A 12,301-nucleotide genomic window follows, 5' to 3' on the forward strand; every position below is an offset into this window, starting at 1 on the left:
TCGTCGTTCGTCGTCAGCGCAGTCGCCTGAGGTACGGGTCCCGGGTCCGGGCCGGCGCGAGGCGTATCCGGGCATCGACGACCGTGACACCGCCGGACCGGGCGAGCACCGGGTTGAAGTCGGCCTCGGCGAGCTGCGGCAGGTCGCTCGCCATATGGGACAGCCGCAGCAGGAGTTGTTCCAGGCCTTCGAGGTCGACGGGGCCGCGTGCGCCGTGCCCGAACAGCAGCGGGGCACAGCGCGGCGCGGTGATCAGGTCGTGGACGTCGTGGTCCGTGAGCGGCGCGAGGCGGCCCGCCTGGTCGGCGAGGACCTCGTGGGCGGTGCCGCCGAGTCCGAAGAGGACGAGCGGTCCGAACACGGCGTCCTGCACGACGCCCGCGAAGAGCTCGATGCCTCGCGGGGCCAGCGGCTGCACCACCACTCCGGTCAGCACGCCGCCGAATCGGATCTCGAAGTCCCGGTGTGCCGCCCTCACTTGGCTGTCGCCGCGCAGGTCCAGATGCACGGCGCGCTGCTGGGTCCTGTGCAGGAGGCCGGGCCAGTGCGCCTTGAGCACGACGAGGCCGTCGGCTCCCCTGAGGCGTTCGGCGGCGAGCACGGCCTCGTCCTCGGTTCCCGCCCAGGCCCAGGGCAGCTGCGGAATGCGGTAGCAGTCGAGGAGTTCGGCGCAGGCGCGCGGGTCGAGCCAGCCGCCGTCCCCGGATGCGCCCAGGTGGCGCTCGGCCACGCCGCGGGCGCGCTCCGGGTCGAGGCCTTCGGGCGCGGGGACGGTCCCCGGGGGCCGGGACAGCCAGTCGGCGCGTGCGGCCGCGTGGGCGAGGGCGCGGGCGGCGGCCTGGGGATCGGCGTAGGACGGCACGGGCCCCTGGTCGGCAGGGAGCAGGCGGACGGATTCGGCCTGGTCGAGGAGGACCGCGGCCAGCGGGCGGGTGCGGCGTCGTCCGGGGGCCCGGGTGAGGGACCGGACGAGATCGTCGCCGGTCGCGGCGGACACGGCGGTCGGCACCAGCGCCACGAGGATCGCGTCGACGGCGCCGGATCCGGTCAAGAGGTCCACGCAGTCGCGGAGTTGGGCTTCGGTGACCGTGGCGCCGGCGTCGACGGGGTTGACGGCGCTCGCTCCGCGCGGCAGGACGGCGAGCAGCTCGTCGACGAGGCCGGGCCCGAACGGCGGCAGGGTCAGCCCCGCTTCCGCGCAGGCGTCGGCGGTGAGCACGGCGGCGCCGCCCGCGTTGGTGACGATGCCGGTCCGGTGTCCGGCGGGCAGGGGCTGCGCGTACAACAGGGCCGCCGCGTCGAGGAGTTCGGGGATCGTGCGGGTGGCCGTGATGCCGGCCTGTGCGAACAGGGCCTGCCGGGTCATGGTGCGGGTGGCGGCGGCAGCGGTGTGCGCGGCGGCCGCGCGGCGCCCCGCCTCGGTGCGGCCCGCGTCCACGGTCAGCACGGGCATCCGGCGGGTCACGCGGCGGGCGGTCCGGGAGAACGCCCGCGGGTTGCCGAACGATTCGAGGTGCAGCAGCGCGAGGCCGGTGCGCTCGTCGCTCTCCCACCATTGGAGCAGGTCGTTCCCGCTGACGTCGTACTTGTCGCCGAGCGAGACGAAGCTGGACACGCCGATGCCGAGGCGGGCCAGGCCGCCGAGCAGGGCGATGCCGACGCCGCCGGACTGGGCGGCGACTCCGGCGGTGCCCGGGGCCGGGTGCGCGGCGGCGAAGGTGGCGTCGAGGCGGACCGTCTCCTCGGTGTTCGCCAGGCCGAGGCAGTGCGGCCCGACGAGCCGCATGCCGTGGGTGCGGCACGTCTCCAGGAGGACGGCGGCCCGGGCCGGGTCGAGTCCGCCGGTGACGACGAGCAGCGCGTGCGCGCCGAGCTTGCCGCACTCCTCGGCGATCCCGACCATCTCATCGGCGGGCACCGCCAGCACCACCAGGTCCGGGACCTCGGGCAGTGCGGAGACGGCCGGGAAGGCGTGCACCCCGAGGACGGCGGCGGCCCGGTGGTGCACGGCGTGCAGCCGGGCGGTGCAGCCGCCGGTGCGCAGGTTGCGCAGGATCGCGCGCCCGGGCGAGCCGGGCCCCCGGCCCACGCCGACCACGGCGACCGAGCGGGGCCGCAGCAGGGGCACGAGGCTGGCGACCGCGGCGGCCCGCCCGCGCTCCTCCACCGCGGTCAAATAGGTCTCGCTCTGGGCGAGTTGGACGGTGCAGCGGACTTCGGGCCCGTCGAACCGGCGGGCGGTGCGCAGTCCCAGGTCGGCGAAGACCTTCAGCACCTCGTGGTTCTCGGCGAGGGCGTCCGCGGTGAACGCGGCGATGCCGTCCGCGCGGGCGGCTGAGACCAGATGTTCCAGGAGGAGGGTGCCGACGCCCCGGTGGTGCCAGTCGTCCCCCACGGCGAGTGCGATCTCGGCGGCGTCCGTGCCCGGCGTCCGCTCGTACTCGGCGACTCCCACCAACTGCCCTTCGTGCTCGGCCAGAAGCCCCCGGTGTCCCTTGTCGGACGTGTCGCAGATCCGGTCCGCGGCCCGGCGTGCCGAGTCGCGGCTCAGCCCGAAGAAGCGCAGCCGCAGGTTCCCCGGCGACATCTCCTCGTAGAGTTCCCGCACCTTGGCGTGGTCCGCGCCGCGCGGCGGACGGATCCGTACGGTCGTTCTGTCGACGAGGAGCGCGTGTGTCCCGGCCGTGGCGTTGCGCCTGTCCGTCATGTCCTCGCCCTCCGGCGACTTCGGACGCCGACTCGGTCGCCGGCCTCCTCGTCCAGCGTCCGGCGTGCGCGCCCCGGCTCCCAGGGGCGGGCGGGGCAGAGGGACGGGGCCGTCCGGCCCTGTGCCCCCACCGCGCGGACCGGCCCGACGCGGCGCCCCGAGCGCTCCCCCGACCGTGCCGTCGAGGCGCGCGACGTAGAGAGCCGGACGGCCCGGCAGGGCCGAACGACCCGATGTGCGGGGCCAGTTCGCCCCTGCTCCCGGCGACCGGGCGATGCCAGCGTGGGCGGGGAGGCCCTCATCGGGGCCTCCCCGGAAGGGGGCGAGGACCGTGGAACGGGGTCCGCTGATCGTCGGGATCGACGGCTCGGAGTCGAGTGCTCAGGCCCTGGACTGGGCGATCGAGGAGGCGGGGCGCCGCGACGCCGGGCTGCATCTGCTGCACGCCTCGCGCTGGGAGCGGTACGAAGTCCTGGAGCCGTCCTTCGGCCGCGGCCGCGGCGCCGTCCAGGAGTTCGCGGAGCACATCGCGGCGCAGGCGACCGAACGTGCCCGGCACCGCGCACCCGGGACCAGGATCACCGGCGAGGTCACCCCGCACGACCCGGCGGCCGCCCTGGTCGAGGCCAGCCGAGAGGCTGTGATGGTGGTGGTCGGCAGCCGCGGGCGGGGTACCTTCGCGGGGCTGCTGCTCGGCTCGGTCAGCCTTCCGGTCGCCGCGCGCGCCGAGGCTCCTGTCGTCGTCGTGCGCGGCCACGAGAAGAACGTGCACGGCGGTTTCGGGCAGCTCGCCCTGGGCGTGGGGGAGGCCGAAGGGGCCGCGGACGTCGCCGAGTTCGCGTTCCGGGAGGCCGAGCTGCGCCGGGCCGATCTGCTCGCGCTGCGGGCCTGGCGGTGCCCCGCTCACGAGGTGCCCGACTACCCCACGGCCGACAGCGAGACCCACCAGGTGCGGGCGGAGAACGAGTTGAGCGTCACGCTGCACGACCCGCGCGAGGGTCACGCCGCGGTGACGGTACGGACGCAGCCGCGGGAGGGGCGGGCCCGCGACATCCTGGTCGAGGTGTCCGCGCACTGCGATCTGCTGATCGTCGGCGCCCGCCGGCACCGCGGCGCTCTTGGTCTGCAGCTCGGCCCGGTCGGCCATGCCGTCCTGCACCACTCCGCCTGCCCGGTCGCGGTCGTCCCGCACGACTGACCGGGCCCACCGGACCCGCCGCCCCCTCGGGAGAGGAGCAACCTGGTGCACAAGGCGCTGTACGGACGGGAACTGCTGCGCCTGCAGACGGAGTTGGTGAAGCTCCAGGAGTGGGTGCGCGTCCAGGCGGCCCGCCTCGTCGTGGTCTTCGAGGGCCGGGACGCGGCCGGGAAGGGCGGCACGATCAAACGCGTCGCCGAGCACCTCAACCCGCGGGTCGCCCGGATCGTCGCGCTGCCCGCGCCCTCGGACCGCGAGCGGGCGCAGTGGTACTTCCAGCGGTACGTCGAGCGGCTTCCCACGGCCGGCGAGATCGTGCTGTTCGACCGCAGTTGGTACAACCGGGCCGGGGTGGAGCACGTCATGGGCTTCTGCACTCCGGCCGAACACCGGCGCTTCCTCCACCAGTGCCCCATCTTCGAGCGGCTCCTGGTGGAGGACGGTGTGCTGTTGCGCAAGTACTGGTTCTCGGTGAGCGACACCGTGCAGGAGCAGCGCTTCCGCCGCCGCCTCGACGACCCGACCCGGCGCTGGAAACTGTCTCCGCTCGACGTGGAGTCGATCACGCGCTGGGAGGCGTACTCGCGGGCGAAGGACGACATGCTCGTGCACACGGACATCCCGGAAGCACCCTGGTACGTCGTCGAGAGCGACGACAAGCGCAGCGCGCGCCTCAACATGATCGCGCACCTGTTGTCGACGGTGCCCTACCGGGACGTGCCACCGCCCGATCTGGAACTCCCCCCGCGTCCGCCGTCCACGGGGTACCACCGGCCGCCGCGCGAACTCCAGCGGTACGTGCCCGATCACGCGTCGGGGCTCGGCGCCGCCTGAGGCGACGGGCCCCGGGACCGTCCCGGAACGAGGCAAGGAAGGAGAGACGGATGACCTCCGCGACCACGCTGCGCACGAGCCTGCCGGTCGAGTACCGGGAACGCCTGCTGCGCGTCGCCCGAGAAGTCCACTTCGAGGCGGGTACCCGCCTGTTCGAGGAAGGGGGGCGCGCCGACCGGTTCTGGGTGGTGCGCACCGGCACCGTCGGCCTCGACATGCATGTGCCGGGACGCCGGGCCGCGCTCATCGAGACGCTCGGTCACGGTGAACTCATCGGCTGGTCCTGGCACTTCACGCCGTTCGTGTGGCAACTCGGCGCCGAGGCGTCGACCCCCGTACGCGCCTGGGAGTTCGACGCCGCCACGGTCCGTGCCCTGTGCGCCGAGGACACCGCCTTCGGCCGTGCCGTCGCCGACTGGGTCGGCCGGGTGCTCGCGCACCGCCTCCAGTCGGCCCGCACCCGGCTGCTCGACCTGTACGCGCCGTACGGCAGCGGCCGGCCCCGATGAGGCAACTGCGCCCCCGTACCGGGTGACCGGATCTCCGCGCCTCCTCGAACCGCCCGCGGTGTGCGCCCGGCCGTCTTCGCCGCGCCCGCGCGCCGTCACCGCGCGTCGGTCTACATGGGCGGGACGAGTTTGAAGTAGCGGTCCAGGAGCGCTTCGTCACCCCGCACCGCCAGGTCCTCCTTGCGGATGCGGTGCCACAGGAACAGCATCAGTTCCGATGTCGTGCCGCTGAGCTCGACGAGGCAGCATCCGGTGCCCTGGTTGAGGAGGACCTCGTCGGGGTCCGTCTGCACGATCCACATGCGGTGGCCGTCCGCCTCCCGGAACCGCATCCGCTCCCCGGCCCCCGACGCCGCGGCCTGCGATCTGCGGCGGGCGGGGGCCATCACCTCGAAGGTGTGGGTGACGGCGTCCGCCGCCAGCTGCCGGTCGATCGGGCGGGGATCGCCCAGTGCGTTCTGCGCGTCCCAGCGGTGCACGGCCGCCTCGATGGTCTGCATCTGCAGCCAGAACCCGACGGACTGCTTCTCGGACCAGGTCCACACCGGCTCCGCCGGGTCCCGCTCGGCGAACAGCTCGGCCAGCGCCGCGGCGCCCTCCACGAACCAGGTGAGCAGGCTCTCGGCCAACGGGCCGCGGTGCGGGCCCCCTTCCGGATCCGGCCAGCCCGCCGTGTCCGCCGGCAGCCCGAGGTACTGGGGGCCGTGGTCCTGCGGCGGCTCCCGCAGCCCCTCCTCGATCAGCCGGATCACATAGCGGTGCGCCGCCCCCAGGTGCAGGGTCAGGTCCGCCACCGACCATCCGGGACACGACGGCACCAGGGCGACACCGCCGTCCCCCGCTGCCCGCGCCGCCGCGCGGGCAGCTGCCTCGAACGCCTCGACCTCACGTCGGAACTGCTCCACGTAATCCATGCTCCTCCGTCCGCCTCCGTCCCCTTCACGTACAACCGCCGCACATGGGCCGTCTGTTCGACTCCTTGTCACTCAGCTCGTCCCACAAACCATCCGGGACCAAGGCTCAGGCGGATACATGAAATCCGCCCGCCGCGCTGCTCTGCCGAGCGGCGCGCTCCCTCAGCGCGCGGACCGGGCCGGGAACTCCAGGCGCACTTCGTATCCGCCGTCGAGCGTGGGCCCCGCCGTGACGCTCCCGCCGAGGAGTTCGGCGCGCTGGCGCAGCCCGACCAGGCCGTGGTGAGCGCCCGGAAGGGGCAGGGCCGGGTGGCGGGAGGCCGTGTTGGTCACCACGACGCGTACGGTGTCGTCCGCGCGGGCGATGCGGATGGCGGCCTTCGCGCCGGGAGCGTGCTTGCGTACGTTGGTCAGCGCTTCCTGGACGGTGCGGTAGACGGCGCGCTGCGCGGTGGTCGGCAGCTCCTCGGTCAGTTCGGTGCTCAGCTCGGCCTCGATCCCGCTGGCGTGGACCAGGTTCGGCAGATCGGCGAGCGAGGGCTGCGGGGTGAGTTCGGCGGGGCGGCTGCCCGCGGCCCGCAGGACGCCGACCATGTGCCGCAGTTCGTCGAGTGTCTGCACGGCGAGCCGTCTGATGTCGGCGGCGGCCGCCTTCGACTCCGTGTCCCCGGTGCTGACCTGGAGGGCGCCCGCGCGGACCGCGATCAGGCTGACCTGGTGGGAGACGACGTCGTGCATCTCGCGGGCCAGCTGGGCCCGTTCCTTGGCCAGCACGGTCTGCGCGATCAACTGCCGCTCGTTCACCCGCGCTTCGGTGATCTCGGCGAGCCGCAGCGCCAGGGCCCGCCGGGCCTGGACGAGCTGCCCGAGGAAGACGGGCGCGGCCGCCGTCGCCAGGCTGTACGTGATCGTGACCAGGGCGCGGGAGTCCGAAGGATCGGCGAACTCCGGTGCGTCGTACGACCATACGGTGGTGTCGCTGAGGGTGAAGACCAGTGCGCAGCAGACCAGCAGGGCGCGGTGATGGGTGCGGGACGCGAGCGCGTAGAGCGCGGCCAGGGTGGCGAACACCGCGTCCGTGACGAGCGTGGTCGGCAGCGTCAGCAGATAGGTCAGCAGGGGCCGGTGGCGGCGCAGCAGGAGCGCGAACGCGCCCAGCAGCGCACACGCCATGGACGCCCGGTGGTGACCCTGGACGTGCACCCGGACGTCCAGCAGCGCGACGGCCACGAGAGCGATGTCGACGACGAGGCCGGACGGGCGTCGGCTCATCGGCCCTCCGGCGGCGCGGACGGCTCGTTGAGCAGACCGGCGCGCTGGGCGAGCAGCGCTGCCTGGACCCGGTTGCCGACCCCCAGCTTCGCCAGGACCGCGCTCACATGGTCCTTGACCGTCGCGGCACTGAGATGCATCCGCTCGGCGATGCCGGTGTTGGACAGGCCCTCGGCGACGAGGACGACCACGGTGCGCTCGCGCTCGCTGAGCCGGGCGACACCCGTGGCGGCCGGGCTGCCGGGCCCCGTGTCCAGGTAGCCGTCGACGACCCTGCGCGTCACCTTGCCCGACAGTACGACGCCGCCTTGGGCCAAGGAACGTATCAAGTAAGGGAGTTGCTCGGGATCGGTGTCCTTCAGCAGGAATCCGGCCGCCCCGCTGCGCAGGGCGGCGGACACGTACTCGTCCATGTCGAACGTCGTGAGCATCGCGACCACCGGCGGATCCGGCATCCGGCGCAGCTCGGCCAGTACGGTCAGTCCGTCCACGTCCGGCATCCGGATGTCGAGCAGTACGACGTCCGGCCGACGTCCGCGCGCGGTCTCGACGGCGGCGCCGCCGGAGACGGCCGCCACCACCTCGATGTCGTCCGCGGTGTCCAGGATGTGCCGGAAGCCCGTACGCACCATGGCCTCGTCGTCGACGACCAGTACCCGGATCATGCGTGCTCAGCCCCTCGTCGGACCACCAGTGGACCGCTGTGACGGCCGGTGGCGCCCGCCGGTTCCCCGGCGGGCCTCCCCGCCGGTCGGCGGGGGGACTCCGGCCGCCTGCCGGATGGGCCCGGCGCTCACGCGCACCGAGGCTCGGGCCCATGACGCGACAAGCATCGTCCGCCGCATCCGTCCGTTCGCCCGATCCCTCCGAAACCACCGATACCGCCGATCCGGGCGCGGGACCACCCCCGGGCCGGCTCCTGGGCATCGACCTGGCCCGAGGTCTCGCGGTCCTCGGCATGTACGCCGCCCACGTCGGCCCCGACCCCGTCATCGGCGGTACCGGAGGCTTCCTCATGGAACTGGGGCGCGGGCGTTCCTCCGCGCTCTTCGCGCTGCTTGCCGGATTCTCCCTGGTGCTCATCACCGGCCGCCCGCGTCCGCACACCGGGCGCGCGGGACGCCAGGCGGCCGGCCGGGTCGTCCTGCGCGCCCTCGTGCTGATGGTGCTCGGTTACATGCTGACCGCGCTGGACACCGACGTCGACGTGATCCTGTCCTTCTACGGCCTGCTCTTCCTCCTGCTCCTCCCGCTGCACCGGCTGGGCGCCCGGGCGTTGACGCTCCTCGCCGCCGCGAGCGCGCTGATCCTGCCGCAAGTGCTGTTCGTCATCCGGCAGTTGATCTGGGAGGGCGACTGGTCGGACGCTGTCGTCGCCGCGGATCCGCTGGCCCGGATCACGGACACGGACGGCTTCACTGAGCTGTTCTTCACGGGCGAGTACCCGATCCTCACGTGGGCGCCGTTCCTCCTGGCCGGCATGGCGGTGGCCCGTCTCGACCTGACCCGGCACCGGGTCCGTGCCCGGCTGACCCTCGTCGGCGGTGCGCTCGCCGTCCTGGGGTACGGCGGCTCGTGGCTGGCGCTGCACCTCGTCCCGGGGGCCTTGTCCTCCGTGGCCGGGGCCACGGACGGCGGTTCCGCGTCCGCGGCCTGGTGGTCCGACACCGTCGGCGACCTGACCGGTGCCGCCCCCGGCGGCTGGCTGCTGGTGGGGGCGCCCCACAGCCAGACGACGTTCTCGATCCTCGGCAACACGGGCTTCGCGCTCCTCGTCGTCGCCCTCTGCCTCGCGGCCACCCGGAGCCCCCGCTTCACCCGCCGGGCGGTTCCCGTCATGGCGGTGGGCCGTATCGCGCTCACGGCCTACGTGCTGCACATCGTGGCCATCCGCGTGGTGGGAATGGAGGACGCCACCGGTCCGGCGCTGCTGTCGCTCTGCGTGTTCACGGTGACCGCCATGTTCCTGGCGACGGTCTGGACCCGCTTGCTCCCCCGCGGCCCGCTGGAGTATCTGCTCCACGCCGCCACGCGGCCGGCGCGGCACATCAGGTGACGTCGACGTTCCCGGCCCGGGCCGCCGCCCACATCCGGATGGCGGCTCCGTGGCGGACCATGGCCACGGTCGGCGAACAGATCTGCAACCTATTTCCCGCTTAGCCGATTTGACGTAACTGTCACACAACGTACGGTCAAGTTGGCATCACTGCACGTGAGTTGTGCGCAAAGAATGCAGGGTGTGACCGATATTTTTCACGTCAACCTTTGAAACGGTCACAGGAAGGTCACTAAGGTCAACATCGAACCTCCGCTTGGATGATCACTCACATGAGGTGTGTGACGGTGGAGGGGCACCGCCCACTCGGTGTTCCGTGGGCGGCCGGAGGAAGAAGGAGCTCGCCTTCGTGGCGTCCCACCGTCGACCCAAGCAGCCGAGCCGCGCTCAAGTGACCGTGCTCACCGTGACCGCCGCCGCTGCCGTGGCACTCACCTCGCAGGCCGCCAACGCGGCCCCCAAGCCCACGAAGAGCGAGGTCAAGGCCAAGGTCGACAAGCTCTACCAAGAGGCCGAGCGGGCCACCAACCAGTACGACGGAGCCAAGGAGAAGCAGAAGAAACTGGAGAAGGAGATCAGCCGGCTCCAGGAGAAGGTCGCCCGCGAGCAGGACGAGCTCAATGAACTGCGCACGGGCATCGGCGCGATGGCCAGCGAGCAGTACCGCTCCGGTGGCATCGACCCCTCCGTCCAGCTCTTCCTCGCCACCGACCCGGACGACTACCTCGACAAGGCGTCCACCCTCGACTCGCTCTCCGAACAGCAGCTGGAGTCGCTGAAGAAGGTCCAGGCGAAGCAGCGCGAGCTGACCCAGGAGCGCGCCGAGGCCGCCGAGAAGCTCAAGGACCTCGCCGACACCCGCACCGAGCTCGGCGAGAGGAAGAAGGAGATTCAGGGCAAGCTCGGCTCCGCACAGAAACTGCTGAACTCCCTGACCGCCGCCGAGCGCCAGGAGATGGCCGACGACGAAGCGCGCGCCAGCCGCTCCGCCGCCGGCCGCGTCGACCTCGGCAACGAGGTGGCCGCCTCCAAGTTCGGATCGGCCGCCCTGAACGCGGCCGCCTCTCAGATAGGCAAGCCGTACGTCCGTGGCGGCACGGGCCCCAACTCCTACGACTGCTCGGGCCTCACGCAGTGGGCGTACGCGCAGGCCGGTGTCCAGATCTCCCGGGTCACGTACACGCAGGTCAACGACGGAGCCCGGGTGGGCATGAGCGCACTCAAGCCCGGCGACCTGGTCTTCTTCAACAACACCGAGCACGTCGGCCTCTACGCGGGCGGCGGCCAGGTACTGCACGCGCCGTACCCGGGCGCCGTCGTCCGGTACGAGTCGATGAGCACGATCGGCAGCTTCCAGTTCGGCGTCCGCGTCGCAGGCTGACCGGGCCCGCGTCCGCTCCTCCGACGCTAGGCGCTCCGCGAGCCGGCCGGCGCACCCGCGCCCTGCGGCGACCGGCGCAGGCTCAGTGCCCGTAACGCGAGCTGCATCTCGAACTGAGCCGTCGGGTCGCGGAGTTGGTCGCCGAACACCTCCTCCAGCTGGCGCAGCCGGTAGCGGACGGTCTGGGGGTGGACGGCGAGGCGCTGGGCGACCTCGCTCGCGTTGCGGGCGCAGCTCAGCCAGCACAGCAGGGTCTCGGCGAGCCGCTCGCGCTGCGGGGACCGTACGGCGTCGAGCGGGCCGAGGTGCTGGCGGGCGAGCGCGTCGACGAGGTCCTCGTCGCGGAAGAGCAGCAGGGTCGCCAGATGGTCGGTGCAGCGGACGAGGCCGGTGGCGGGGAGCGCGCCACGGCGCACGAGGTCGAGCGCGTCGCGGGCCCATCGCAGGGAGCGGGCCCCCTCGTCGAGCGCGACCGTCGGCCCGATCGCGGCGCGCAGGCCCCGTAACGTCCCGGTGATGGCCCTCTCCCGCCCCGGGCCCTCGGGGTCGGGCACGACGATGACGCCGGACGGTCCTTCGAACCGGGCGAGGAACTCGGGCGGCACGATGGGCCGGAGCGTCTCGCCCTTCCCTGCGCCCTCGGTGACGACCACGGCGATCTCCCTCGGCACCGGCCACTGCGCGGTGTGCGCGAGGTCGGCGACGGCCTCCGGGGAGACCGGCGGATCGGCGGTGACCAGATCGATCAACCGGTCGCGGCGCTGCTGGAGTTCACCGGCGATGTGCAGCCGGGCCTCGGTGTATCCGGCGGTGGTGGCGGCCGCCATCTCGTCGAGGTGCAGGAACATGGCCTCGCCGAACGCGACGAGGACGTTCGGCGGGAGCCGGTCGGCCCGGACCAGTTCGCTGACCCGGCGCCAGGTGACGCGGGCGCCGAGCCGCAGCGCCGACTGGAACGAGTCGAGGCTGCGGCCCTCGTCGGCCTCGCCCCGGCCGATGCGCTGATACGTCGCCTTGACGTCCTCCCAGTCGGTCTCGGAGTCGGCGACGCGGGCGAGGAAACCCTCCAGGGCCTGCTCGACGCCACGGTGCACGACATGCATGTACGTGTCGTCCATCGGCCGGGCGTACTCGGCGATCTCTGTTCTGATGGCGCGGACGACCTCGTCGGTGAGGTCACCGAGGAACGGCCTCAGCTGGTCGTGGAGTTCGGCGGGGAAGGAGCTGAACGCGGCCTCGTCCGCCGGGCGTTCGGCCGTGGTGCGGGCTCCGTCGGCCATGGGACCTCCCTCTGCGCGTGGGGACATCAGGGGCTCGGCGACGATACTGCCGGGCCCGGGCGGCGGCCCGTCGTCGGCGTACAGAATCCGCCGTGACCCTTGTCACTGGAGTGACAACGCGCCGACGCGTCCTGCGCGTGCGGGCACAAG

General features: G+C 72.9%; 10 protein-coding genes and 1 pseudogene. 5 read left to right on the top strand and 6 right to left on the bottom strand.

The genetic code is table 11. The annotated features are described in order from the left end of the window. Positions 1-13: 13 nt before the first annotated feature. A complete protein-coding gene (locus tag ACQUQD_RS04315; RefSeq protein WP_428950573.1) occupies positions 14-2,707 on the bottom strand; it encodes a GNAT family N-acetyltransferase in 2,694 nt (897 codons plus the stop codon). Positions 2,708-3,038: 331 nt separating this feature from the next. Between ACQUQD_RS04315 and ACQUQD_RS04320 the strand changes: the two genes are divergently transcribed. From ACQUQD_RS04320 to ACQUQD_RS04330, 3 genes are read left to right on the top strand one after another with little or no spacing between them, the layout of a single operon-like run. Further along, on the top strand, positions 3,039-3,905 hold the full coding sequence (locus tag ACQUQD_RS04320) for a universal stress protein (RefSeq protein ID WP_428950574.1): 867 nt from the start codon (positions 3,039-3,041) through the stop codon (positions 3,903-3,905). Positions 3,906-3,947: 42 nt separating this feature from the next. Then, on the top strand, positions 3,948-4,739 hold the full coding sequence (gene ppk2 / locus ACQUQD_RS04325; RefSeq protein WP_428957450.1) for a polyphosphate kinase 2: 792 nt from the start codon (positions 3,948-3,950) through the stop codon (positions 4,737-4,739). A gap of 50 nt (positions 4,740-4,789) precedes the next feature. Beyond that, a complete protein-coding gene (locus ACQUQD_RS04330) occupies positions 4,790-5,248 on the top strand; it encodes a Crp/Fnr family transcriptional regulator (RefSeq protein WP_428950575.1) in 459 nt (152 codons plus the stop codon). Positions 5,249-5,358: 110 nt separating this feature from the next. On the opposite strand, the gene ACQUQD_RS04335 is transcribed toward ACQUQD_RS04330, so the two are convergent. From ACQUQD_RS04335 to ACQUQD_RS04345, 3 genes are all read right to left on the bottom strand, one after another. Further along, positions 5,359-6,162: a maleylpyruvate isomerase family mycothiol-dependent enzyme gene (locus tag ACQUQD_RS04335; RefSeq protein ID WP_428950576.1), complete on the bottom strand. Its 804-nt coding sequence runs from the start codon at positions 6,160-6,162 to the stop codon at positions 5,359-5,361. Positions 6,163-6,324: 162 nt separating this feature from the next. Continuing rightward, complete coding sequence (locus tag ACQUQD_RS04340; RefSeq protein ID WP_428950577.1) at positions 6,325-7,434, bottom strand: sensor histidine kinase; 1,110 nt, start codon at positions 7,432-7,434, stop codon at positions 6,325-6,327. Further along, complete coding sequence (locus ACQUQD_RS04345) at positions 7,431-8,099, bottom strand: response regulator (RefSeq protein WP_428950578.1); 669 nt, start codon at positions 8,097-8,099, stop codon at positions 7,431-7,433. The genes ACQUQD_RS04340 and ACQUQD_RS04345 overlap by 4 nt, the downstream gene beginning before the upstream one ends. A 152-nt stretch (positions 8,100-8,251) precedes the next feature. On the opposite strand from ACQUQD_RS04345, the gene ACQUQD_RS04350 reads away from it, so the two are divergent. Continuing rightward, entirely contained in the window at positions 8,252-9,490 is a 1,239-nt protein-coding gene (locus ACQUQD_RS04350) for a DUF418 domain-containing protein (protein WP_428950579.1), read from the top strand. On the opposite strand, the pseudogene ACQUQD_RS04355 reads toward ACQUQD_RS04350, so the two are convergent. After that, positions 9,489-9,560 (bottom strand): annotated as a pseudogene (locus tag ACQUQD_RS04355) (histidine phosphatase family protein); the annotation flags it as partial. The gene ACQUQD_RS04350 and the pseudogene ACQUQD_RS04355 overlap by 2 nt on opposite strands. 279 nt (positions 9,561-9,839) lie before the next feature. Between ACQUQD_RS04355 and ACQUQD_RS04360 the strand changes: the two are divergent. Then, a complete protein-coding gene (locus ACQUQD_RS04360; RefSeq protein WP_428950580.1) occupies positions 9,840-10,871 on the top strand; it encodes an NlpC/P60 family protein in 1,032 nt (343 codons plus the stop codon). Positions 10,872-10,897: 26 nt separating this feature from the next. Here ACQUQD_RS04360 and ACQUQD_RS04365 read toward each other — a convergent pair whose 3' ends face one another. Then, positions 10,898-12,151 carry a PucR family transcriptional regulator gene (locus ACQUQD_RS04365; RefSeq protein WP_428950581.1) on the bottom strand — a complete coding sequence of 418 codons (1,254 nt, stop codon included), beginning with the start codon at positions 12,149-12,151 and terminating at the stop codon, positions 10,898-10,900. Positions 12,152-12,301: the final 150 nt, after the last annotated feature.

The sequence above is a fragment of the Streptomyces sp. cg35 genome (genome assembly GCF_050410835.1).
GTDB lineage: Bacteria > Actinomycetota > Actinomycetes > Streptomycetales > Streptomycetaceae > Streptomyces.